Source organism: Tateyamaria sp. Alg231-49 (genome assembly GCF_900143535.1).
GTDB lineage: Bacteria > Pseudomonadota > Alphaproteobacteria > Rhodobacterales > Rhodobacteraceae > Tateyamaria.
Window position 1 is genome coordinate 265,196 of record NZ_FRFA01000005.1, and the last position, 23,126, is coordinate 288,321.

General features: G+C 59.6%; 22 protein-coding genes. 6 read left to right on the forward strand and 16 right to left on the reverse strand.

What is annotated here, in order from left to right; translation table 11 throughout:
* Positions 1-73: 73 nt before the first annotated feature.
* The 3 genes from DHN60_RS10290 to DHN60_RS10300 all read right to left on the reverse strand — a co-directional run bounded on the left by DHN60_RS10290 (position 74) and on the right by DHN60_RS10300 (position 3,686).
* On the reverse strand, positions 74-1,402 hold the full coding sequence (locus DHN60_RS10290) for an extracellular solute-binding protein (protein WP_108837198.1): 1,329 nt from the start codon (positions 1,400-1,402) through the stop codon (positions 74-76).
* A gap of 57 nt (positions 1,403-1,459) precedes the next feature.
* On the reverse strand, positions 1,460-2,548 hold the full coding sequence (locus DHN60_RS10295; RefSeq protein WP_108837199.1) for an ABC transporter ATP-binding protein: 1,089 nt from the start codon (positions 2,546-2,548) through the stop codon (positions 1,460-1,462).
* 100 nt (positions 2,549-2,648) lie between these two features.
* Positions 2,649-3,686, reverse strand: a complete 1,038-nt coding sequence (locus DHN60_RS10300; RefSeq protein ID WP_234423601.1) for a LacI family DNA-binding transcriptional regulator — start codon at positions 3,684-3,686, stop codon at positions 2,649-2,651.
* A gap of 194 nt (positions 3,687-3,880) precedes the next feature.
* Between DHN60_RS10300 and DHN60_RS10305 the strand changes: the two genes are divergently transcribed.
* From DHN60_RS10305 to DHN60_RS10320, 4 genes are read left to right on the forward strand one after another with little or no spacing between them, the layout of a single operon-like run.
* Positions 3,881-4,534, forward strand: a complete 654-nt coding sequence (locus tag DHN60_RS10305; protein ID WP_108837200.1) for an ABC transporter ATP-binding protein — start codon at positions 3,881-3,883, stop codon at positions 4,532-4,534.
* Positions 4,531-6,909: an FtsX-like permease family protein gene (locus DHN60_RS10310; protein WP_108837201.1), complete on the forward strand. Its 2,379-nt coding sequence runs from the start codon at positions 4,531-4,533 to the stop codon at positions 6,907-6,909. The genes DHN60_RS10305 and DHN60_RS10310 overlap by 4 nt, the downstream gene beginning before the upstream one ends.
* Positions 6,899-7,942, forward strand: a complete 1,044-nt coding sequence (locus tag DHN60_RS10315; protein ID WP_108837202.1) for a lipocalin-like domain-containing protein — start codon at positions 6,899-6,901, stop codon at positions 7,940-7,942. Before DHN60_RS10310 ends, DHN60_RS10315 begins: the two co-directional genes overlap by 11 nt.
* A complete protein-coding gene (locus DHN60_RS10320) occupies positions 7,935-8,489 on the forward strand; it encodes a pyridoxamine 5'-phosphate oxidase family protein (protein ID WP_108837203.1) in 555 nt (184 codons plus the stop codon). The genes DHN60_RS10315 and DHN60_RS10320 overlap by 8 nt, the downstream gene beginning before the upstream one ends.
* Before the next feature lie 55 nt (positions 8,490-8,544).
* Here the strand turns inward: DHN60_RS10320 and DHN60_RS10325 are convergent, their stop codons facing one another.
* From DHN60_RS10325 to fnrL, 13 genes are all read right to left on the reverse strand, one after another.
* Positions 8,545-9,576, reverse strand: coding sequence for an extracellular solute-binding protein (locus tag DHN60_RS10325; protein WP_108837204.1), 1,032 nt, complete (start codon positions 9,574-9,576; stop codon positions 8,545-8,547).
* Between the two features lie 118 nt (positions 9,577-9,694).
* Positions 9,695-10,075 carry a VOC family protein gene (locus tag DHN60_RS10330; protein ID WP_108837205.1) on the reverse strand — a complete coding sequence of 127 codons (381 nt, stop codon included), beginning with the start codon at positions 10,073-10,075 and terminating at the stop codon, positions 9,695-9,697.
* A 53-nt stretch (positions 10,076-10,128) separates the two neighbouring features.
* Positions 10,129-11,469: an MmgE/PrpD family protein gene (locus DHN60_RS10335; RefSeq protein ID WP_108837206.1), complete on the reverse strand. Its 1,341-nt coding sequence runs from the start codon at positions 11,467-11,469 to the stop codon at positions 10,129-10,131.
* 78 nt (positions 11,470-11,547) lie between these two features.
* A complete protein-coding gene (gene ccoS, locus DHN60_RS10340; protein WP_108837207.1) occupies positions 11,548-11,709 on the reverse strand; it encodes a cbb3-type cytochrome oxidase assembly protein CcoS in 162 nt (53 codons plus the stop codon).
* Positions 11,706-13,838, reverse strand: a complete 2,133-nt coding sequence (locus DHN60_RS10345) for a heavy metal translocating P-type ATPase (protein WP_108837208.1) — start codon at positions 13,836-13,838, stop codon at positions 11,706-11,708. The genes ccoS and DHN60_RS10345 overlap by 4 nt, the downstream gene beginning before the upstream one ends.
* The gene (locus DHN60_RS10350) at positions 13,835-14,290 is read right to left on the reverse strand and encodes a FixH family protein (RefSeq protein ID WP_108837209.1); all 456 of its coding nucleotides are present in this window, start codon (positions 14,288-14,290) and stop codon (positions 13,835-13,837) included. The genes DHN60_RS10345 and DHN60_RS10350 overlap by 4 nt, the downstream gene beginning before the upstream one ends.
* A gap of 6 nt (positions 14,291-14,296) precedes the next feature.
* A complete protein-coding gene (gene ccoG, locus DHN60_RS10355; RefSeq protein WP_108837210.1) occupies positions 14,297-15,730 on the reverse strand; it encodes a cytochrome c oxidase accessory protein CcoG in 1,434 nt (477 codons plus the stop codon).
* 191 nt (positions 15,731-15,921) lie between these two features.
* Positions 15,922-16,794, reverse strand: coding sequence for a cytochrome-c oxidase, cbb3-type subunit III (gene ccoP, locus DHN60_RS10360; RefSeq protein WP_108837211.1), 873 nt, complete (start codon positions 16,792-16,794; stop codon positions 15,922-15,924).
* The gene (locus DHN60_RS10365; RefSeq protein WP_108837212.1) at positions 16,794-16,979 is read right to left on the reverse strand and encodes a cbb3-type cytochrome c oxidase subunit 3; all 186 of its coding nucleotides are present in this window, start codon (positions 16,977-16,979) and stop codon (positions 16,794-16,796) included. Before DHN60_RS10365 ends, ccoP begins: the two co-directional genes overlap by 1 nt.
* 14 nt (positions 16,980-16,993) lie before the next feature.
* Positions 16,994-17,719, reverse strand: a complete 726-nt coding sequence (gene ccoO / locus DHN60_RS10370; protein ID WP_108837213.1) for a cytochrome-c oxidase, cbb3-type subunit II — start codon at positions 17,717-17,719, stop codon at positions 16,994-16,996.
* A 12-nt stretch (positions 17,720-17,731) separates the two neighbouring features.
* Positions 17,732-19,342, reverse strand: coding sequence for a cytochrome-c oxidase, cbb3-type subunit I (gene ccoN / locus DHN60_RS10375; RefSeq protein ID WP_108837214.1), 1,611 nt, complete (start codon positions 19,340-19,342; stop codon positions 17,732-17,734).
* Between the two features lie 118 nt (positions 19,343-19,460).
* A complete protein-coding gene (locus tag DHN60_RS10380) occupies positions 19,461-19,868 on the reverse strand; it encodes a universal stress protein (protein WP_108837215.1) in 408 nt (135 codons plus the stop codon).
* Between the two features lie 82 nt (positions 19,869-19,950).
* The gene (fnrL, locus tag DHN60_RS10385) at positions 19,951-20,691 is read right to left on the reverse strand and encodes a transcriptional regulator FnrL (protein WP_108837216.1); all 741 of its coding nucleotides are present in this window, start codon (positions 20,689-20,691) and stop codon (positions 19,951-19,953) included.
* A 60-nt stretch (positions 20,692-20,751) separates the two neighbouring features.
* Between fnrL and hemN the strand changes: the two genes are divergently transcribed.
* Positions 20,752-22,104, forward strand: a complete 1,353-nt coding sequence (hemN, locus tag DHN60_RS10390; RefSeq protein ID WP_159089169.1) for an oxygen-independent coproporphyrinogen III oxidase — start codon at positions 20,752-20,754, stop codon at positions 22,102-22,104.
* A gap of 96 nt (positions 22,105-22,200) precedes the next feature.
* Entirely contained in the window at positions 22,201-23,124 is a 924-nt protein-coding gene (locus DHN60_RS10395) for a kelch repeat-containing protein (RefSeq protein ID WP_159089170.1), read from the forward strand.
* The last annotated feature ends 2 nt before the right edge of the window (positions 23,125-23,126 follow it).

Consider the following 23,126-nt stretch of genomic DNA (forward strand, 5'->3'; position numbering starts at 1 on the left):
TCATTTTCAACGATAGGCTTCGGGAAATCCGGGGCGCGCGCAAGACGCAACGCGCCCCAGCTGGAGGGTCAGTTTAGTTCCAGGTGTAGTAGCCTGCGTCTTCCATCACGGCTTTGGTCCGTTCGGCCACCCCATCCAGCGCTTCCTGGATGTCGAGGTCTTCGGTCAGAACTTTGGACAGAGTAGTACCCAGATCGGCATTGATCTTGCCCCAGACGGGAATGATCGGACGCCAGTCAGGGTCGGCGTACTGCAGCGCTTCACCAAAGGTCGCCATGTGTGGGAACTTGGCGTTCACATCCGCATCTGCGTGTGTCGAGAAACGCGACGGGTTGCCGCCGGCCATTGCCACCAACTTGTCGCCCTCTTTCGAGGTCAGCCACTGCATCAGCAAGAACGCCGCTTCTTTGTTTTCCGCGTTGGCAGGGATGCCGATGCCGAAACCACCAGTTTGGCTGGCGCGCTTGACGCCCATCGGGTGCATCGCCCAACCCACTTTGCCGACCACTTGGCTCTTGCTTGGATCATCGATTTGCCCCGCCACAACGGTGGTGTCGAGGAACATCGCTGTGTCGCCATTCAGGAACGAGCCCAGCGCTTCGCCAAATCCAAAGTTCGTCGCCCCTTCGGGGCCGCAATCCACGATGGATTTCAGCGCTTCGGCCGCTTGCACGCCGGCGGCATTGTTGACGACCGGGTTCCATTCGTCATCAAAGATCGCACCGCCCAGTGTGTTCAGGTGCAGCAGAAAAGCGTGCGCTGCGTGGTGGCCAGAGGCCGCACGCGAAGACAAACCGCCCATACCGGGTTCCAGCTCGGGGATCTGGCAGGCAATCTCGAGCATCTCGTCATATGTCTCAGGCACTTCGAGCCCGTGCTTTTCAAAGATGTCCTTGCGGTAGCCCAGCACGGACGTTTCCGACCCATAAGGAATACCAAAGAGCGAGCCCGTCGAGCCTTGCAGATACCCTTTGTCACCGCCGGCAAAACCTATGTTGTAGACATAGCCGTCAATTAGATCGCCCGCGTCATAGGCTGGGTTGGACAGCTTGGGGTTCATGAAATACTTGGCGAGGTTTTCCAGCTGGTCGGCATAAACATAGTCCGCCTTGGAAAACACCACATAAGCGATCAGGTCGTATTCGCCCTCGTCCTGTGCCAGCTCAAGCGTTTGGCGCTCGCGCATCTTGAGGTACGGCAGTTGGTCAACCTCGACTTCGATACCGGTTTGCTTGGTGAATTCTGGCAAAATCTGCATCACCGCGTTGTAGTGCGGGTGGGCGGGGAAGTTCACGATCAGGGTCGTGCCTTCATATTCGGCATAAGGATTGGCAAAGGCCGCCCCTGTCATGAACGCCATGGTCGTCAGACCTACGGCTGTTGATTTCAGCCCTTTAATCATCAGTTCCTCCCATTGAACTTTGTTTGCGCGCAAAATTGCGGCTTTGGTTTTGCGCGCTTACAGCGCGACTTCGGTATTTCGATCGAACAGATGCACACCACCCGGATCGATCGCGAATGTTAGGGTTTGGCCCAAGGCCACGGGCGTTTGCGAGTTCACTTCGACCATCACCCGCGCAGGACCGCATTTGCAGAGCAAGACAGACTGGGCGCCCACGTATTCCGAAACTTCGACGTCCAGTTTCAGCGCGCGTGCAGGTTCGGCATCCGCTTCAAAGGCCAGATCAGAAGGGCGAATACCCAGGGTGATCTGCTTACTATTGTGCTTTTGTGCTTTGGCGGCTTTTTCGCCGATCAGCTGCACATCGAACCCGTCGCCTTTGACAAAGACACCGCCATCATGTTCGACGATCTCACCATCGAGGAAATTCATCGGGGGCATGCCCATGAAACCGGCGACAAACTTGTTCACCGGGCGCTTGAACAACTCTTCGGGCGTGCCTTGCTGCTGGATATAGCCGCCGTGCATGACCACGATCCGATCGGCCAGCGTCATCGCCTCGATCTGATCGTGCGTGACGTAGATCATGTTTTTCTGCACCCGCTGGCTCATCAACGCCAGCTCGGCGCGCATCTGCCCACGCAGTTTGGCATCAAGGTTCGAAAGCGGCTCATCAAAGAGGAAAATACCGCTGTCCTTGGCCAATGCGCGCGCCATCGCGACCCGCTGACGTTGCCCGCCGGACAGGGCGCCGGGCTTGCGCGCGAGGAATTCGGTCAGGCCAACAGTGTCGGCCACTTCGCGCACCTTCTTTTCGATTTCTGCTTTCGGTCGGCGGGCCAGACGCAGGGCAAAGCTGATGTTCTGGGCGACGTTCATGTGCGGGTAAAGCGCGTAGTCCTGAAACACCATCGCCAGATCGCGATCTTTCGGCTCAAGGTGGCTGACAGGTTTACCATCCACAAAGATCTCGCCTTCACTCACCTCCTCCAGCCCGGCGATCATGCGCAAAGTGGTTGATTTTCCGCAGCCCGAAGGACCGACCAAGACGGTGAACTCGTTGTCCGCCATCTCCAGATCGATCCCATGCAGGACCTGAACATCGCCGTAGCGTTTGATCAGATTTTCAAGGCGAATGGTCAGCATATCGGCTCTCTCCCCCCGATGTGTTACCGGTCACATTAGGAGATGTGACCGGTAACACAAGCAAAAAGAGTCGTTTTACTTCAACAACCCGCCCACAAGCTTACGGTTTTGTACTTTCGCGAAATTCCAGATCAACATCGACGCTGACATGTTGACGTGCCGCCTCGGTGTGATCGGACGCCTCGAGCAATCCGGCGATCATGCGCCCGGCTGCCTGCCCAATGGCCTGAGGATCGACCGTGACCGTCGTGATCGTCGGCGAGGAAAAGCGCGACACCTCGAAATTGCCGAACCCCAGAATGCCGATATCATCCGGCACCGCCTTACCCGCACGACGCAAGGCCGACGTCAGGCCAAACGCGGGTGCATCCGACACGCAGAATATACAGTCGGTGTCGGGATAACGCGCGAGCAGCTCAGGGGCGGCGGCGGCGCCATCTTCGATGGACAGGGGAGGTTTTCCCAGGCGCAGAATTCGGTGGTCGGACAAACCGGCCTCTTTCATCGCCGCACTGAACCCTTTGCGCCGGGCCGCGCCGCGCGTCCAATCGTCTTCGACCTCACCCAGAAACGCGATATTGCGATACCCGCGCGCAATCATCGCTTGTGTCATTTGCCGTGCTGCGGCCACATTGGAAAAACCGACCGTATGGCCAATAGGCTGCTCGGGCCGCTCCCACAATTCGACCACAGGCACATTGGCATCCCGCAGTAACGCGATGGTGCGCTCGGTATGCCCGTCATAAGACAGCACTATTGCCTCTGGGCGCCGGCGCAGCATGGTCTCAACCAGCTCTTCTTCGCGGTCGCGTTCGTAGTTGGTGTAGCCCAGCAGGATTTGCTGCCCGATCTTTTCCAGCTCTTCAGTCAGCGCCTGAACCGTTTCGGCAAAGTGCAGGTTGTTAAGTGAAGGCACCAGCACAGCGACAAAACCAGACCGTTTGGTGGTCAAACTGCCCGCCATCTGGTCCGGGACATAGTTCATCTCGCGCACGATCGACAGGATGTGTTCACGGGTCTCGCGCGAAACCGGGCTGTCTTTTTTCAACGCGCGCGACACAGTCATGCGCGACACGCCTGCGGCGTGCGCCACATCCCGCATGGTCACCGTGGATTGCGATTTGAGGGGCTTTTTCACGCTGGCACCAAAAAAGTGTTATCGGTCACATATTGCGCAACCACAGTGCGACGCGCAAGTGTGCCCTCCCCCGTTCGTTTTCGCTTGGCCCGGTTGTCTGGCCTGCGCATGCTGGGTAGGCGCATATATCGCATGCGCACGCCGTGTTCGCCCCCACTTGGCGACATAGGTATGTGTGCATTGGGGGACCTACGTTGCTTACGATCACGTCTGTTGAAAAATCCTATCTCCACGAAGACGGCCGCATTCCTGTGTTGCAGGGCGTGAGCCTCGCTTTGGATCAGGGCCAAACTCTTGCCCTGACAGGTGAATCCGGCAGCGGCAAAAGCACGCTATTGCACATCGCGGCTGGCCTTGAGGCACCGGACGCGGGGTCTGTTCATGTGTTGGGGCAGGATATTACAGCCATGGATGACAGCGGGCGGGCCGCCATGCGCCGCCGCGACATTGCACTTGTCTTTCAGCAGTTCAACTTGATCCCGTCCCTGACCGTGGGGGCCAACATCTCCTTTCAGGCAGCACTTGCGGGCACCATCGACACCGCCCACGTCACGGCTCTTGCCGAGGCGTTGGGCCTGTCGGATCAACTCTCCAAATATCCAGAGGCCCTGTCAGGTGGCCAGCAACAGCGTGTCGCCATTGCACGCGCGCTTGCGGCCCGTCCCAAACTGCTGCTGGCCGACGAACCCACCGGCAATCTGGACGAAAAAACGGGAGCGACTGTGCTGGAACAAATGCTGGAACTTGTCCGGCAAAGCGACACAGCGCTGATGGTGGTCACCCATTCGCCCAAGGTCGCCGCACGCATGGATCGCACGTTGGAATTGAGCGGTGGCAAGGTGTTATGATCCGCACCTGCCTCATCGCCCTGCTGTCCCACTGGCGGCGCAATCCCGTCCAGTTGTTCGCCTATCTGGCCGGGCTGGCCATTGCGACGGCTCTTTGGTCCGGCGTGCAGGCGATCAACAGCGAAGCGCGCGCCAGCTACGATGCCGCGGCCGCAACCCTTGGCGAAGGGCGGTTTGATCGGTTGATCCCCAAACAAGGCAACGCTATCGCCCAAGACACATATGTGACCCTGCGGCGCGCCGGTTGGCTGGTGTCCCCGGTCTTGGACGTACGGCTTGGGGATGTGCGGGTGATCGGAGTGGAACCTGTGACGTCGCCCACGGGTTTTGCCGGACTGACATTCACCGAAGAAACACCCGCACTGATGCCCGGCGAGCCAGACCTGTTGTTTGCCAACGCAGAAACCGCGGCGGCACTTGGGGATCGGGCCCGCGTCAGCGTGAATGAAAACGTTGCCCCCGGTGTGGCCGTCGGCGACATCGGCACAGTGCAGCGTCTTTCAGGGCGCGATGATCTGTCGACCCTTGTCTTGCTGCCCGAACAGCCCATCGGTCGTCCCGATCTTGAAACCATCGCCCCTGGCTTGCGCTTGCAACCTTCCCAGCAAGTGGCGGATGTCGCCCAACTCACCGACAGCTTTCACCTCAACCTCACAGCCTTTGGGCTGCTCAGCTTTGCTGTGGGTCTGTTCATCGTACACGCGACCATCGGGCTGGCGTTTGAGCAGCGGCGCGGCATGATCCGCACCATCCGTGCGCTTGGGGTGCCCTTGCGGACTCTGGTGACGCTGATCACGGTCGAGATGTTGGCACTGGCGGCTATTGGGGCCGCACTTGGTATCGTCATGGGCTATGTGATTGCCGCCCTTCTGCTGCCGGATGTCGCCGCCACACTGCGCGGGCTGTACGGGGCGGAGGTGTCGGGCACACTGGGCTTTCGCGCTGAATGGTGGCTGTCGGGGTTCTTGCTTGCACTGCTTGGTACCGCCATCGCCTTGGCAGGGCGCATTTGGCAGATCGCTCGCATGCCGCTGTTGGCGAGTGCGCGGCCCCGTGCGTGGGTGATGTCGGGGGCGACGCGCTTTGGTGTACAAAGTGTCGCCGCGCTTGGCCTCCTTTCGACGGCAGTGTTGCTTGTGGTCTTGGCTGACGGGTTGATCCCTGTTTTCGCCCTGCTGGGATGTCTGTTGATCGGCGGCGCGCTGGCGCTGCCAGTGCTGGCGTCCTACGCACTGAGGCTGTTTGAGGCGCGCGCCTCGCAGCCTATTTGGCAATGGTTTTGGGCCGATACACGCCAGCAACTGCCCGGCCTTAGCCTTGCATTGATGGCCTTGTTGCTCGCCGTGTCGGCCAATGTCGGCGTGTCGACGATGGTGTCGAGTTTCCGGCTGACCTTTGTCGGGTTTCTGGATCAGCGCCTTGCCCCAGAACTGTTTGCGCGCGTGGACAATGCCGAACAAAGCGCGCAACTGGAGGCGTATCTGATCGCCCAAGGTATCGAAACGCTCCCCCTTCGATCCGCCTCTGCCCAGATCGAAGGCCGCCCCGTGCAGGTCTTCGGCGTGCGGGTCGGGCCGACATACCGCAACAATTGGGTGTTCTTGGCAGAAGAAAGTGACGCATGGGATCGCGTGGAGCGCGGCTCGGCGGTCATCGCCAATGAACAACTGGCCAGACGCCGCAGTCTGTGGGTTGGGGACAGCGTGCAGATTTCACCTGACCTGACCCTCCCCATTGCCGCTGTGGTGGGCGATTATGGCAACCCTGAAGGTCAGATTGTCGTCTCAGAGGATGTGTTCACCACCCTCTATCCCGACAGCTTTGCCGCGCAGTTCGGTATGCGCACCGGCGACGCGACAGCCTTGCGAACACAGATCGTCGACCAAGTCGGTCTGCCCGAAAACACTATGATCAATCAGGAAGCAATCAAGGCGATGTCTCTAGAGGTGTTCGAACGCACCTTTACCGTCACCGCAGCCCTCAATGTGCTTACCCTTGGCGTTGCCGCCTTCGCCATTTTGATGAGCCTTTTGACCCTTGCCGACCTGCGCGTGCCCCAACTTGCCCCCGTCTGGGCCATTGGCGTGACGCGAGCCACATTGGGGCGGCTGGAGTTGTTTCGCGCCTTAGGATTAGGCCTATTGGTCTTTGCCTACGCTATCCCTTTGGGCCTCGCCTTGGCATGGATTTTGCTGGCCTTGGTCAATGTAGAGGCTTTCGGGTGGCAACTGCCGATGTTTCTGTTCCCGTTGGATTATCTACAACTGGGGGCCTATGCCCTTGTCGCCGTTGCACTTGCAGCTGCATGGCCCGCATGGCGCTTGATCCGCACGCCTCCGGCCGCCCTTCTCAAGGTGTTTGCGCATGAACGTTAGGCTTTTCCTTCTTCTGTGCCTGTTGCCGCTTTCTGCGCTGGCCCAGGGGTTTTCAGGCCTCGGGTCGGAAGCAGACGCAGAATTTTCCAGCCCCTCCCCGAACCCTGCTTTCGCTTTCCCCGCCGATCACGGGCCCCACCCCGATTACCGGATCGAATGGTGGTACCTGACGGCCACGCTCGAAGCCGCAGATGGCACAGCTTACGGTCTGCAATGGACCCTCTTTCGCTCAGCCCTCGCGCCGGGAGAAGACGAAGGATGGGCCTCTCCGCAAATCTGGTTTGCACATGCCGCCGTCACAACGCCCAACGCACATCTCGCCTCCGAAAGGTTCGCGCGCGGCGGCATAGGCCAAGCAGGCGTTCAGGCGTCCCCCTTCCGTGCGTGGATTGACGAATGGGCGCTTGAGGGGCCGGATTTCGACAGCCTGTCCCTGTCCGCACATACGCCTGACTTTGCTTATGACATGACGCTTGAGGCGCAAGGGCCGCTGGTCTTTCACGGCGATGCGGGCTTTTCCGTGAAATCTTCCGAGGGACAGGCCAGCTATTATTACTCCCAACCTTTCTATGACATCTCCGGCACCCTGACCCTGCCGGAAGGACAGGTCACGGTCAGCGGTCAAGCATGGCTCGACCGGGAATGGTCCTCGCAACCTTTGAGCGACACGCAATCTGGCTGGGACTGGTTTTCGCTGTCCTTTGATCAGGGGGCCAAGCTGATGGGGTTCCAGCTACGCCAAACGGATGGATCAACGTTCAGTTCGGCCACATGGATCGAGGCGGATGGCACGACGACGGCTTACGCGGATGGCGCATTCACCGCCCGTCTTCTGGAAACGAGCAATGTCGCAGACCGGGACATCCCCACCCGCTGGCAAGTCGCCTTGCCTGACCGCCACGTGGATGTGACAGTCAGCGCGATGAACCCGGATGCGTGGATGGGCCTGTCGATCCCCTATTGGGAGGGACCGGTGGGCATCACAGGCTCGCATACCGGGCGCGGATATCTGGAGATGACAGGATATGAGTGATCCAAACGATCTGGCCGCCTTTCTGGATGAGGCATGGCAACACCTTGGGCGCGGCGTGGCCGATGCAAAGTCACCCGCCCGCTATCCGACCTTTGCCACCATCTCGCCCGATGGCTGGCCCGAGGCGCGCACCGTCGCGATGCGCGCAGCAATCCGTACTGAGGGTTTTGTTGAGGTGCATACCGACATTGAGACCCCAAAAATCACCGCCCTGCGCCACAGCCCCCGCGCCAGCCTGCACATCTGGCTGCCACGTGCGGATGTGCAAATCCGGCTGCAAGCGCAGGTCGAGATCCTGACCGGACCCGAGATCGATGACGATTGGGCGCGGGTGCCTGTGGGCTCTCGGGTATCTTACGGCACCCAGCCCATACCCGGCACGCCGATTTCATCCGTCTATGACTATGATAAACCGGCCCTGCGGGATCGCTTTGCGGTGCTGCGCTGTCATCTGGTGGACATCGACCTTGTCCATCTTGGCGCCCAGCACAGGCGCGCGGTTTACCGCGCTGATACCAACTGGCAAGGGACATGGGTCGCCCCATGAAAAAGGCCCGGACAAACTCGCCCGGGCCATTGTGAACAGTTCGTGAGTGGAGCCGTTATGGCCAGCCAACCGTGTTAAAGATGCGCTGCGCCTCTGGCACGTTCTTGGCCACTGCACTCAGATCAACGTCGTCGGGCTTGAACAGGCCAAGGGCCGCAACAGACGGGCTGAGCGCGACACCGGGCACGGCCGGGTATTCATCGTTCCCTGCGGAAAAGTACTGCTGCGCCTGATCGCTGGCGAGGTATTCAAGAAAGGCCACCGCGTTGTCGCGGTTTGGCGCATTCACCGCCACGCCACCACCTGACAGGTTCATGTGCGCGCCTTCTGCGTTCTGAGACGGGAACACCCATCCTATGTTTTCGCGCGCCTCTGCAGGCAGGCCGTCAACGTCACGGCGGATCGATCGGGCAAAGTAGTACGTGTTCGAGATCGAGATATCGCACTCACCCGACACCAGACCCCGCAGCTGGTCGGTGTCGCCGCCCTGAGGTTTGCGGGCAAAGTTGTCGACCACCCCCTGCGCCCAAGCTGTGGCCGCCTCGGCGCCTGCATGTTCGATGACCGAAGCCAGCAGGGTTTGCGAATAGACGTTGGTGGACGAGCGGTGACACACCATGCCCTTGTAGGCAGGGTCTGCGAGGTCGGCATAAGTCTGGGGCGGGTTTTCAACGTCCGTCTTGTCGTAAAAGATGATCCGCGCACGCTGGCTGAAACCAAACCACTGATTGTCGCTGTCTTGCAAATAGGCCGGGATACGCGCCTCAAGCAAATCACTGTTCACACTTTGCAACACGCCTGCTTCTTTGGCGCGTTCCAGACGCGATGTGTCCACGGTCAGCAGGATGTCGGCAGGCGAATTCGCCCCCTCGGCTTCCATCCGGGCAATCAGTTCATCTGCTTTGCCCTCAATCCGGTTGATGGTGATCCCGGTGGCTTCGGTGAAGTCGGAATAAAGACGCTCGTCAGTGTCGTAGTGCCGCGAGGAGTAGAGGTTCAATTCTCCCTCAGCAGCAGCAGCAAGAGGGCCAAGAGTGACCGCGGCCGCAGTGAGGGCAGTGGTGAAAAGGAAGGATGAGCGGGTCATGGGAACTCCATTGAGGTTGTTTACTAAAACACTCAGATACTATTTTTCGACGCAACACAAGTATCCCTACTAAAATAGTCGGAAATATTTTATCGATCCGTTTGCAGGCGATTACGGCTTACGCAGCGTCCGTGAAATCCACGTGAATATGGTTTCCATCCGGGTCCCATATGTTGAAGGCGACAAGGCTCAGTTCATCAATTCCAGACTTTTGAAATGTGACGCCCCGATCCCGCAACCGCGCCTCAAATCCGGCGGCATCTGTGGCCCGCAGCGCAAAATGCTCCAGTTTCAGCGTAGCCTCGGATCCAACACCTGCATCCTGCGAAACACCGACCAGATGCACGACGGCTACGTCACCTGCATAAAGCCACGCGCCAGGAAACCCGAAATCCGGGCGCGCGCCATTATCCAACCCCAGCACATCCACATACCAATCAATCATTACCTCAAGCTGCTCAGTGCGCAAATTCACGTGATCCAGTCTGGTGATTTGCATATGTCTCTCTCCCAAGTTGGCCCATCATTTCAGCCATTCCCCGGAGGGTCAAATCACGCTGACCCGACCGATCCGCGCAACAGTCCAAGCAGATCGCCAAAGCGGGTACCAGGGCGCAGCATCCGCGCCCGCATGTCCCAGATAGCGGCCTTGCGGTGCTCGGACAGGCCACCAGATATGGCATGAAACTTGGTTTCGACCTCAGACAAGGGCATCGGCGCCTCAGGCCCGCCACGAGCATGCACATCTCCCGACGACAGCACCCGCCCATCCACATGCGTCACCGTCACATCGGACCAGCGTCCCATGGGAAAGCGGTCGGAATGGCGGGGGTCTTCGGTGATGGTGATCTGTGGCAACACAGCTGCGACTGCGGCGTCGCGCAAGCCTGCGCCGGACACATGCTCGGGCCCAATCCGTCCATGGATCAGGCGCACAGCCAGAGCAAAACCAAGCGAATATTGTGCCTGCGACGTGGTCTCCGGCATGCCCGGAAACAGCGCAGCGGACTGCGCAAATGTATTGACCTGAATGCCTGCAATATCGTCGGCAGTCAGTTTATGCATGGCGATCAGGTCACCCAGCGCATCAAGGGCTGCGTGGGCCCACCGGCAGATCGGGTACGGTTTGATGTAATTCTCTGTGATGGTCCAAGTCTGGCCCAGATCAGCCCAAAATGGGGCCGCCTCGGGCGCCTCAACCGTGATGGCGGGTGCACCTTCGAACCCGTCTTCGGCCATCAGCACGGCCATAGCGCCCACCAAGGCCCCCATGCCCGATCCGTCGTGCAGCATTGTGGGGTTCGCGATCTCGCGCATCATCTGGCTGCGTGGGCCGTGATACTCGGCAATCCCCAAGGCGTGCCGCAACTGTCCGGCGTTCATGCCCCGCAACCGGCAACCAAGGGCCGCAACCCCCAGCGCGTTCCATGCACCCGATGTGTGATAGTCGCTCACAGTGGCGTGCAACGTGATGGCCGCGCGGGCCGACAGTTCATAAGACATCACAAGAGCGATCAAAGCGTCGCGCGCGCTCAGATCGGGCAGATGTTCGGCAAAGGCGCACAAGGCAGGCACAACTGCGCAGCCGATATGCCCCTTGGTCGGGTTGTACCCGTCATGGGCGTCCAGATTGTCGATCTGTGTCGCCAAAGCAAACGAAGCACCGGGAATAGAGACGCTCCGCCCATCAAAAAGAAGCGGCGCGGCATCTTCAGGCCCGCCAGCGGACATGAACCGCACTGCATGATCCCGAGCGATCCTTGCAGGTGCGAGATCAACCGCCCCTGCCCCAACCCCCAGCGTGTCGATCAGCAACGTGGCTGCCATTTCGACTGCATCTTCTGGAATATCGACCGGATCGAGGGCGAAGGCGGCTATTTCGTCATAGGTCATCTCGTCAGCCTGACCCGACCTCACACAGCGCGCTGTCCCGTTCCCGACACAAGGGTCGCCCGTTCGCGACGTATCAGGTCAGCCGCGCTCTTCGGGCGGCACATCATCGTTCAGAAGGATGCGCGCAGCGTCTCCTGCCGGGTCGTCATACTGGTCATGGCGCAACGTCCAGACAAAGGCGAACAACGCGCCAAGGCCAAGGATCAGCGAACAGGGCACAAGGATGACAAGGATGTTCATGGGCGGGCTCGCGTTCTGAGGGCGTTCAGGGTGACCGTAATCGAACTGGTCGACATGGCAAGGGCAGCCATCAGCGGTGTGGCAAAGCCAGCAAGCGCCAGCGGGATCGCGATCATATTATAAAGAGCAGCAAGGCCAAAGTTCTCAAGAATGCGCGCGCGGGCAGAGCGCGCGATGTGGATCACGTCCGGAATGCCAGACAGATGCTGGCCCAGCAGCACAACATCAGCAGCATTCTGACTGGCCTCAAGTGCAGTGCCGGGGGCGATGGAGGCCCAGGCCTGGGTCAGCGCCAACGTGTCATTAAGCCCATCACCCACCATCAACACCTTTTTGCCCGCGTCCTGAAGGTCGTGGATCAAGGCCTGTTTGCGCTCGGGACTGACACTGGCATGCACGTGTTCGACCTTGAGCATCTCAGCCATCCGATCTGCGTTGGCCTGACTGTCCCCGGTAAGCATATGCACCTCAAGGCCCATGTCCCGCAGCGCGCGCAACGTGTCAGCCGCTTCGGGCAACGCGCGTTCGCGGCGTTCAAGCGCAAAGATATCGTCACCGAGTTGCAAAACGGTTCCGGAGCCTCGCCCAACCCAGCCACTGTCACCGAGCGCGACCGGCATGTCTGCGAAAGTGCCTTTGATGCCAAGGCCCCGATGCTCGCTGATCTCGGTCACATCCGCCGCCGAAACGTCGGACAGGGCAGACAGAACCGAACGGCTGAGGGGGTGGTCCGACGCCTCGGCCAGCGCCTTGAGCACGCCGCGCGCCTCTTGCGTCATGTCCGCACCCGGCACCAAGGCGCTGTCGCTCAGCGTGCCGGTCTTGTCAAAGACGACAGTGTCCACTTCGGCCAGACGCTCCAGCGCGGTTTCGGACTTCACCAAAACTCCGGCACGGAACAATCGCCCCGTCGCAACGGTAGAAACCGCAGGTACAGCCAACCCCAGCGCGCAGGGACATGTGATGATCAGCGTCGCAATGGCAATGGTAAGGGCGTGATAGATGTCGCCCGTCGCAAAGGACCAGCCAAGGAACGCAGCAAAGGACAGCCCGTGCACAAGTGGCGCGTAGATACCGGCGGCTTGGGTGGCAAGGCTGGTGTAGCGGCTGCGCGCGCCTTCGGCGACGCTGGCAAGATGGATCAGGCGGCGCAGGGTGGACCCGGCGGCATCCACTGTGGTGCGCAAGGTTATGGGCCCGCTCAGCATGACTTCGCCCGCAGACAGAACCGCGCCCTCAGACACTGCGATGGCGTCGCTTTCACCACTGAGTGCACTGCGGTCCACCTGCGCCTCAGACGCCAACAGAACGCCATCCACCGGGACGCGGGCACCGGCAGCCAGCCATAGGGTGTCGCCTGCCTTGATCTCATCCACCGGACAACTGACGCGGCTATCTCCGGTCACACGGATCACGCGGTTCGGCTCCAGTGCCGCCAAATCCGCCGCCGCAGACCGGGCCGCGCGACGCATACGGGTCTCAAGCACGCGGCCACCCAGCAGGAAGAAAGTCAGCGACAAAGCCGCATCAAAATAAGCGTGTTCACCGCCCACGCTTGTCTCATAGAGGGACAGGCCACAGGCCAGCACAATCGCCAGCGAAATCGGCACGTCCATATTCAGACGCCAAACGCGCAACGCGCTCCACGCCGAGACAAAGAATGGCTGCGCACAAAACAGCGCGGCTGGCAGTGCAATAGTGGCGGCGATCCAATGCAAGAAATCGCGCGTGCTGTCCGTGGCCCCTGACCAGACAGCAACAGACAAAAGCATCACGTTCATCATCGCAAAACCAGCGATGCCAAGGCGCAGCATAAGCCCATCATCAGAGGTTTTGTTTTGCGCCGCACGCGCCTCGTGGGCCTCAAACCCGATCCCTGCAAGGGCACTGACCCAAGGGGCCGGGTCGGCCTCGGGCGTGGCGGTGATGGCAACGCGCTTGCGGCTGAGGTTGACGCGCGCCGCTGCGATATCAGGGCGCGCATTCAGCAAGGTTTCGACGGCCTGAATACAGGCGGAACAATGAATGGTGGGAAGGATCAGCTCATGGGTCGGCACACCCCCGCGCGCCGCATTGGACGCCGCCATGGGCGCGCCTGCGACGCAACCGGGGCAGCTTGCCAATGTCATGGGGCGATCCGTACGATCACGCGCTGACGAAAGGCCGTGCCATCGGGTGCCTCAGCCGCCAGCCGCAGATTCCAGTTGCCCGCACCAAGTGCAGGGATATCCGCGACAAAACGGGTGCCGTCGTGCAGGAACTCCGGTGTGATATCCTCCCCCACATGGGTGGCGCGGCCCAGCGTCGCGGACTTGATATGGGCCACAACCGGACCGATGGCATCGTCGATCAACAGGTGCAACTCTCCGTCCGTGACGTCTGCCGACACCGTCCAGCCCAGCGCCTCTTGCGCGGCCCGGTCGTCATCAAACGCCTGGCTGACCACATAGGAATTTCGGGTCTCAAGGCCCGGAAAGGTCGCGACCGCCTGAAAGGCCAGTGTCAGGTTCACGCCGATGATCACGGTAAAGGCGGCGCCAAAGATCGCCAGAACATGCCAGCCGGTCAGTTGCTTTGTCATGGTGGCCTACCCTTTTCCGTTAAAGATGGTGGCGACGCCTGCACGGTCGTCTGTTTCGATGTCTTCGACCCACAGACGCAGATCAGTGATTTCGGCATCCGCTGCGGCATCCTGTGGGCGCGCAATCACGTAGACACGGGCCTGCAAAGTCTCGTTGGCAGGGACAGTCACGTGGTTGGGTACGGCCCCCGTCGTTTCAACATCAATGCGCAGAATGTCGTCCGAAGTGAGCATGACGCGGAACTCGCGGTCATCGGCCGTCAGATTGCGAATACGCAGCGTGTAGGTATTGCGCACTGACCCATCCGACAAGGTGACAAACTGCGGATTGCGGATCGGCTCCACCGTCAGGTCGATGTCCGACCGAACAAACAGCGCATAGACAAGCGCGACGCCAATCAGGCTCCACATCGCGGTATAAAGGATCGTGCGCGGGCGCAGAACGTGCTGCCACAAGGGGCGCGGTGGCGCGCCCGCGGTTTCGCGTTCTTCGTCGGCAAGGGCAAGGTAGTCGATAAGGCCACGCGGTTTGCCGATCTTTTCCATTATGTCGTCACAGGCATCAATGCACAGCGCACAGGTGATACACTCCATCTGCTGCCCGTCGCGAATGTCGATACCAGCAGGGCAAACGTTGACGCAGGCCATGCAGTCGATGCAATCGCCCAAGTTTTCCGCGCCTTCGGCTTTGCGATGCTTGCCGCGCGGCTCGCCGCGCCAGTGGCGATAGGCGACCGTCAGCGTGTCATTGTCCATCATCGCCGCCTGAATACGCGGCCAGGGGCACATGTAGTTGCAGACCTGCTCGCGCATGAAACCGCCAAAGACGAACGTGGTCGTAGCAAGGATAAACACGGTCGAATAGGCCACCAGCGGCGCATTGAACGTGAACAAATCAACAAGCAGCGTGGGTGCGTCCGCAAAGTAAAACACCCAAGCCCCGCCCGTCGCCAACGCAATGACGAACCAGACAGCCCACTTGGTAATACGCAACCGCGCCTTGCGGGCAGACCATTTTGCATTCCAAAGGCGGACCCGCGCGTTGCGGTCTCCTTCGATCCAGCGCTCCACAAGGATAAACAAGTCGGTCCAGACCGTCTGTGGGCAAGCATAGCCGCACCAAACCCGGCCAAGCGCCGAGGTGAACAGGAAAAGTCCCAGACCAGCCATGATCAAAAGGCCCGCAACGAAGTAGAATTCGTGGGGCCAAATCTCGATCCAGAAGAAATAAAACCTGCGCCCCGCCAGATCGATCAGGACGGCCTGATCAGGCAGGTTGGGGCCTCGGTCCCAGCGGATGAAGGGGGTCAGATAGTAGATGGCAAGGGTCACACCCATGATCCACCACTTGAGCGTGCGATAGCCGCCTTTGACGCGCCGAGGAAAGATCGGCTCGCGCGCAGCATAAAGGGCGGGCGGTGTGTCCGGTGTTTGTGTCATATTCAACTGTCCTGTTCGTTATACCACATTGCAGATGAATTGGGATGATTGCTTTGACTTGGATCAACAGGACCCAATAATGGTCCCGGCCCCTGCTAGGTACGAACAGGACAGGGGCCGGGTTGGCTACGCTCCTCCCATGGGGGGGCAAGTAATTGCCCCATCGCAGCGCAGCCTATTGGCGGACCGGCTTATTCGCCGCCGCCAAGCTGGTGGAGATAAAGCGTGACCGCTTTGATCTCTGTTTCGTCCAGACGCGGGCCCCATGCGGGCATGACGCCAAAGCGCGAGTAAGTGATTGTCTCTGTCAGGGTGTCGCGGTCCCCGCCATAGAGCCAGATCGCGTCCGTCAGGTTGGGCGCTCCCAACTCACGGATGCCCTCACCAGCGTCGCCGTGGCAGGCCGTGCATTGTTCGACGAACAACGGCGCCCCCTGTTCGGCAAGGCCAGCATCATGCTCCTGACCGGATATCGACAGCACGTATTCCACCGACGCCGCGATTTCCTCTTTTTCAAAGATGTCGCCAAAGGCGGGCATCTCTGTCCAACGGGCATCAGGGTCGGTTTCGTTGCGAATGCCGTGACGCACAGTGTACTCGATGTCGTCCAGCGTGCCGCCCCACAACCAGTCATCGTCCAGCAGGTTGGGATAGCCTGCCGCCTGCACACCGGCCGCACCCGATCCGTGACATTGCGAGCAATTGGCAAGGAAGACAGACGCCCCTCCGGCCACGCCGTAGCGGTACGCCGGATCATCAGGGGCCAATGCAGCCAAATCCGCCGAAGCCAGACGCATGGACACTTCGGCATTCTGTGCCTCGACCACTGCGATCTGTTCGACCACCTCGGCGCGGGTCGAATACCCCAGCACCCCGGACGTGGCAGAGTTGATCATCGGCCAGGCTGGAAAGGCGATTGTGTAGGCAACACCCCACACAATCGTGCCGTAAAAGCACCACAGCCACCAGCGCGGCAATGGGTTGTTCAATTCTTTGATCCCGTCCCAGTCATGGCCGGTCGTATCGACGCCGGTTGCGTCATCTATGTCTTTTTGGTCAGCCATTACTTGGCCTCCATGTCTTGGGATTGGACCTCGCCATCATTGCGAAAGGGAATGTTGGCGGCGTCTTCGTTGGCGGCCCGCGCACTGGGGCGGAATGCATACAGACACGCGGCGATGTAAAAAATCACCATCGCAAGCAGCACCCAGCTGTCAGCAAGTTCGCGCAGGAAAGAATAGGTATCCATGGTTCAGTCCTCCGTTAACGGCTTGCGTCTGGGGTGAAGGTCGAAAAGTCGACCAGTGTGCCCAGCATTTGCAGGTAAGCGATCAGCGCATCCATCTCGGTCAGTTCAGGCTGACCATCAAAGTTGGACACGACCGCACCGGGATACCGCTCAACAGTAGCATCCCAATCCGAGTCCGGATCACCCTGCGCCTTGAAGTCGAACAGCGCGTTTTCGATCATCTCTTCGGTGTAGGGAACGCCGACGAATGCATGCGTGCGCACCAGATCTTCGATGTGCTCGCCATCGATCCGCGTGCGTCCAAGGAACTCATACTTTGGCATGATCGATTCCGGCACGACGGATTGCGGATCGTTCAGGTGATCCACATGCCATGCGTCCGAATACCGCCCACCCACGCGCGCCAGATCAGGCCCGGTGCGTTTGGATCCCCACTGGTGCGGGTGGTCGTACATCGACTCCGCGGCCAGTGAATAGTGCCCATAGCGTTCCACCTCGTCGCGCATGGGGCGGATCATCTGCGAGTGGCACACATAGCACCCCTCACGGACATAGATGTCCCGTCCCGCCAGCTCCAAGGGGCTGTAAGGGCGCATGCCTTCCACCTCTTCGATTGTGTTTTCGAGGTAGAAGAGGGGCGCGATTTCCACGATCCCCCCGATGGAGACCACCAGAAGCGAACCAACGAACAAGAGCGTTGGGCTGCGTTCAAGGGCTTTGTGTTTGTCCAGAAAGGCCATTTTCGCTCTCCTTTACGCAGCTTGAGGGGTTTGTGCGGGTGGGGTGGCCACTGCGACGGGTTTGCCGCCGCGAATGGTCATCCACATGTTCCACACCATGATGATACCGCCTACGAGATAGAGAACCCCGCCCAGACCACGCACAACATACATCGGGAACTTCGCGCTCACGGTGTCAGCGAAAGAGTTCACGAGGAACCCTTGGGCATCAACTTCACGCCACATCAGGCCTTCCATGATACCGGTGACCCACATGGACGCCGCATAAAGCACGATGCCAATGGTCGCGAGCCAGAAGTGCCAGTCGATGGCCTTCATCGAGTACATCTGTGCCCGGCCCCACAGTCTTGGTGTGAGGAAGTACAGAGCCCCAAAGGTGATCATGCCGTTCCAGCCAAGTGCGCCAGAATGAACGTGACCAATCGTCCAGTCGGTGTAGTGCGACAGCGAGTTCACAGCGCGGATCGACATCATCGGACCTTCAAAGGTGGACATGCCGTAGAACGCGAGGCTGATCACCATCATCCGGATGATCGGATCGGTGCGCAACTTGTCCCACGCGCCTTGCAGCGTCATCAGACCGTTGATCATACCACCCCAGCTCGGCATCCACAGGATGATCGAGAACACCATGCCAAGGGTCGACGCCCAGTCTGGCAGGGCGGTGTAATGCAAGTGGTGCGGACCTGCCCAAATATATAGAAAGATCAGCGCCCAAAAGTGGATGATGCTGAGCTTGTAGCTATAAACAGGACGCTCAGCCTGTTTGGGGATGAAGTAGTACATCATTCCCAGAAACCCGGCTGTCAGGAAGAAACCAACCGCGTTGTGGCCATACCACCACTGTGTCATCGCATCCTGCACACCCGAGAACACTTGCACCGATTTGGAGCCCAGAAGGGAGACCGGAATGCTCAGGTTGTTGACGATGTGCAGCATCGCAACGGTGATGATGAACGACAAAAGGAACCAGTTGGCGACGTATATGTGTTTCTCTCGCCGCTTGAAGATGGTGCCAAGGTAGACCGCCAGAAAAGAGACCCAGACGACAGTCAGCCAGATGTCGACATACCACTCAGGCTCGGCATATTCCTTGGATTGCGTCGCGCCCAGCAGATACCCGGTGGCGGCCAGCACAATGAACAGCTGATAGCCCCAGAACACGAACCACGCGAGGTTGCCGCCCCAAAGGCGCGCACCGCACGTCCGTTGGACGATATAGAACGAGGACATGATCAAAGCGTTGCCCCCAAAAGCAAAAATCACCGCACTGGTGTGCAGTGGGCGCAATCGTCCGAAATTTGTAAAAGGTTGGCCCCAGTCAAAATTGAGCGCCGGAAAGGCCAGCTGGAAGGCGATAAAAACCCCCGCCAGAAACCCGACGACCCCCCAGAACCCCGTGGCGATAACGCCTGCGCGTACAACGCTGTCAAGGTAACCGGTGTCGTCTACAACCGCTTTTGTGTTTCCGATCTGGCGTACCTGCCAGATGAACATTCCGCCGGCGATCACCATAATCAGCGCAGCGTGCACTTTGTAGGCCAGATCATGTCCCCAGTCCGCTGCAATAGCAGCAAGAATGGCAATCAAGCCAAGTGCAATCAGTTTGACATAATCTAACATGAGACTTCCTTTGTCGTTTTGCGCGGCCCCTGAATGAGGGGCTGCACACCTGTTCGCAATTATCGGTGATAAAGCGGTGCAGGAACACCCGCGTTGATCTGGATCAAGGCGGTGTCGATTAACGGATCACATGCACCGCGCAATGTGCATGACGCACGACCCAAGCCGCCGTCGATCCAAGCAGAATGTCGGACATGACAGGTCGGTGCGAGGGGATGACGATGCAGTCGACCCCGGTTTCATCGGCCCAGTTTGTGATGCTGCGCCCTGTGGGTCCGTCAATGACCACAACACGGGCGTTCGCAACATCGCCCAGCAATTCGGTCAGTTTGGCGCGTGCTGCGTCGCGAGTCTCAGACACGAACGTGGCTGGAACATAGTCGGTGACGTAGACGGGCACTTGCTCCATGACGTGCAAAAAGGTGATTGTCGCCCCTTCGCCTGCGATCCGGTTGGCGATGTCGATGGCACCGGCCACGTCCTTTTGTGCGTCAAACGCAACTGGAATCAGAATGTTTTTGTACACGGAAGTCCCCTTCGTCCTTAGCTTTGGTCAAAAGGGATAGAACGTGGTGGGCGCGCTTGCGTTGATGTGAATCAATCAGGGATCAGAACAGCGTTCCGCCATCCCCATCATCGCCAGTTTCAAACAGCAGCCCTTCCAGGTCGGGAATGCGGACAATCCGGTTTCCATCCAGATCGATCACCCCATCTTTGCGCAAACCGGTGAACTGACGGCTGACAGTTTCAATGGTCAAACCCAGAAAGTTCGCCATGGTCTCACGACTGATTGGCAACTCGATCCGGCTGACGTCACCCATCACCTTGCCGTCTTGGTTCATGGTGCGCTTGGCGATCAGCATCAGCAGGCTGGCGATCTTTTCGCGCGCTGTCTTGCGGCCCAAAAGCAGCATCCAATCGCGCGCCGCGTCCAGTTCATCCAGCGCCATTTCCAACAGGCGCTGTTGCACGGCCGGGATCTCCATCAACAGCGTTTCAAACGGTTTGCGCTGAAAACAGCACAACGTCACGTCCGACACAGCCGTCACATCGTACTGCAACGTTTCGCGGCCCGGGCGACCAATAAAGTCCGAGGGCAGCAAAAGGCCCACCATCTGCGTGCGCCCATCCTCGATCACCCGTTCCAGCGTGGCTGTACCCTCCACGACGGAGGCGACGACGTCCAACGCATCACCCCGCATCGCGATAGTTTGGCCCGCGACGTATGATTTGTAGAACTTGATCTCGTTCAGCCGCCCCAATTCATCTTCGTCACAGCGCGCGCAAACCGCCCGATGACGGATCGGACAGGACGAACAATTTTGGGTGGCAATGAGCTCTCCGTTCATTCCTCAGATCCTTTGATCTGCATCAAGGAAAGGTTCGGGATCAACGGTCATCGTACCTCTATGAAACATGTATCCGACCTTTCCCGTCTAGGCTTGTTTGACGCAAAGGTCCCGCGCTTCACCAGCTATCCACCTGCCAACTGGTTCAGTGACAGTGTGGATGCAAGCTGCACGCGAACTTGGCATTCCGATGCCTCTAAGAATGCAGAGATTTCGCTCTATGTCCACATTCCCTTTTGCCGCAGACTCTGCTGGTTCTGCGCATGTCGCACGCAAGGGACCCGCAATGACGCGCCTTTGGCCCCTTACGTGGACCGGGTTTTGGCCGAAGCGCGCGACGTGCGCGCGCAGTTTGTAAATGGAGTTCAGCCACAACGGCTGCACCTTGGCGGGGGAACGCCAACAATCTTGTCGGCCGACCTGCTCGACACATTGCTCAGCGGCCTCGCGGACATTTGGGGGCTCGAAAATCTCCAAGAATTCTCGGTCGAGGTCGATCCGACGGATGTGGGCCCTGCCCGACTTGATATGCTCGCATCACATGGCCTCAGCCGTGCCAGTCTCGGCATTCAGGACTTTGACCCGCAGGTGCAGGACGCAATCGGGCGGGTCCAATCACGTGAGTTGACCCAAAAGGTTGTCGACCAGTTGCGCGACCGTGGGATTGAGGCTCTGAACTTCGATCTTCTCTATGGCCTGCCGTTCCAAACGGCCCGGACATTGGATGCAACGCTCGAGGCCGCGCTTGACATGCAGCCCAGTCGCATTGCCCTGTTCGGCTATGCCCATGTTCCGTGGATGTCCAAACGTCAGGTGCTGATCCCCAGCGATGCCCTGCCCGATCCCGAAACCCGCCTTGCCCTGTTTGATCAGGCGCGGCGCAGGCTTTTGGGACGGGGATACATCCAAATCGGGATCGACCACTTTGCCCTGCCCCACGATCCAATGGCGCAGGCCTATTACGCCAAAACGCTAAAACGCTCGTTTCAGGGATACACAGATGACACCTCACCCTGCCTGATCGGGTTGGGCGCATCCGCGATTTCGACCTACCCAGACGGTTTTGCCCAAAATATCCCGGTGACCGGGCAGTATGCGAACAAGATCGACGCTGGCGAGGCCGCCACGTGGCGCGGTTATACGCTGGATGCGCGCGATCACCTCAAGGCCAATCTGGTCGAACAGCTGATGTGCTATCACAGCGCTGATCTGAGTGCAGCGCAACGTGCCGACGCGGAACTGATGGCAGACATCGACCGTGTTGCCGACCACTTTGACGGAGCGGTCAATTGGGATGGGCAGAGCCTGTCCATAAACCGTTGGGCACACCCGCTGGTGCGCCTGATCGCGGTCCAACTGGTGACCCCAAGTGCGGCCACCTCAGGCGAACGCATCTACAGCGCCGCGATCTAGGCGCGCCTCGGATAATGAGTTAGCCCACCTGCCCCATACGGCTTGCCAAGGCGCGCAATTTCGCGCCTGATGTCGCGCGCGTATGAGGAGTGCGGGATGTCAAACTGGATCACACTGGACTGCAATGGCACCCCACACTGCCGGCACGAAAACGGGTTCGCCTGCTTTGAGGGCAAATTTTACCTTTTTGGCGGGCGACGCGTTCAGCCCGTCGACATCTTTGACCCCGAAACCAGCACTTGGACACACGGTGCGCCGCCACCGCTGGAGATCCATCATTTCCAACCCGTCATCGTCGGCCACCAAATCTGGCTCTTGGGCACGATGACCGGCGTTTTCCCCCGCGAAACCCCTCTGGAAACGGTGTTCATCTACGAACCCGGCACAGATCGCTGGCTGGAAGGTCCGTCCATTCCCCCCGCACGCCGCCGCGGGGCCTCAGGCTGCGCGCTTCACAGCGACGGCTGGATCTATGTGGTAGGCGGCATCGTCGACGGGCATCACGCGGACACACAGGCCTGGTTTGACCGCATCCATCCCGACACCGGCGCATGGGAAATCCTTCCCGATGCACCGAACAAGCGCGATCACGCGCCCTGCGCCATTGTAGGCAACGCCCTCTACTTCTTTGGCGGACGCGAAACCGGGCGGCACAACGGGACGGACTACAACCAACTGTTTTTTGACACGATTGGCGATGTGGACGTGTTCGATTTCACGACACAGACGTGGTCCGTGCACCCCGAACCCCTTCCGATCCAGACAGCGGCAGGGGGCACCGGGGTGCTCGGCGGTAAAATCCATTACGTCGGGGGCGAGGCCGGGCGGATGGAAGCGTTCACCGAAATGCAGATATTCGAACCCAAAAGCGGGCAATGGGCGCTCGGCGCCCCTTTGAACCGGGCGCGCCACGGGACCAATTGCTGTGTGCATGATGGCAAATTATGGATTGCAGCAGGCAGTGGCGCTCGCGGCGGGGAACCCGAACTGACCAGCATAGAAGTCATCGCAATCGAGTAGCG

Bases quoted from the DNA above. Each gene is read 5' to 3' on its own strand.
- ccoO (WP_108837213.1), bottom strand. From the start codon at position 17,719: ATGGCCTTTCTGGACAAACACAAAGCCCTTGAACGCAGCCCAACGCTC.
- hemN (WP_159089169.1), top strand. From the start codon at position 20,752: ATGAAACATGTATCCGACCTTTCCCGTCTAGGCTTGTTTGACGCAAAG.
- DHN60_RS10335 (WP_108837206.1), bottom strand. From the start codon at position 11,469: ATGACCTATGACGAAATAGCCGCCTTCGCCCTCGATCCGGTCGATATT.
- DHN60_RS10395 (WP_159089170.1), top strand. From the start codon at position 22,201: ATGTCAAACTGGATCACACTGGACTGCAATGGCACCCCACACTGCCGG.
- DHN60_RS10365 (WP_108837212.1), bottom strand. From the start codon at position 16,979: ATGGATACCTATTCTTTCCTGCGCGAACTTGCTGACAGCTGGGTGCTG.
- DHN60_RS10330 (WP_108837205.1), bottom strand. From the start codon at position 10,075: ATGCAAATCACCAGACTGGATCACGTGAATTTGCGCACTGAGCAGCTT.
- DHN60_RS10310 (WP_108837201.1), top strand. From the start codon at position 4,531: ATGATCCGCACCTGCCTCATCGCCCTGCTGTCCCACTGGCGGCGCAAT.
- DHN60_RS10345 (WP_108837208.1), bottom strand. From the start codon at position 13,838: ATGACATTGGCAAGCTGCCCCGGTTGCGTCGCAGGCGCGCCCATGGCG.
- ccoS (WP_108837207.1), bottom strand. From the start codon at position 11,709: ATGAACATCCTTGTCATCCTTGTGCCCTGTTCGCTGATCCTTGGCCTT.
- DHN60_RS10320 (WP_108837203.1), top strand. From the start codon at position 7,935: ATGAGTGATCCAAACGATCTGGCCGCCTTTCTGGATGAGGCATGGCAA.
- DHN60_RS10315 (WP_108837202.1), top strand. From the start codon at position 6,899: ATGAACGTTAGGCTTTTCCTTCTTCTGTGCCTGTTGCCGCTTTCTGCG.
- ccoP (WP_108837211.1), bottom strand. From the start codon at position 16,794: ATGGCTGACCAAAAAGACATAGATGACGCAACCGGCGTCGATACGACC.
- DHN60_RS10350 (WP_108837209.1), bottom strand. From the start codon at position 14,290: ATGACAAAGCAACTGACCGGCTGGCATGTTCTGGCGATCTTTGGCGCC.
- ccoG (WP_108837210.1), bottom strand. From the start codon at position 15,730: ATGACACAAACACCGGACACACCGCCCGCCCTTTATGCTGCGCGCGAG.
- DHN60_RS10295 (WP_108837199.1), bottom strand. From the start codon at position 2,548: ATGCTGACCATTCGCCTTGAAAATCTGATCAAACGCTACGGCGATGTT.
- fnrL (WP_108837216.1), bottom strand. From the start codon at position 20,691: ATGAACGGAGAGCTCATTGCCACCCAAAATTGTTCGTCCTGTCCGATC.
- DHN60_RS10290 (WP_108837198.1), bottom strand. From the start codon at position 1,402: ATGATTAAAGGGCTGAAATCAACAGCCGTAGGTCTGACGACCATGGCG.
- ccoN (WP_108837214.1), bottom strand. From the start codon at position 19,342: ATGTTAGATTATGTCAAACTGATTGCACTTGGCTTGATTGCCATTCTT.
- DHN60_RS10325 (WP_108837204.1), bottom strand. From the start codon at position 9,576: ATGACCCGCTCATCCTTCCTTTTCACCACTGCCCTCACTGCGGCCGCG.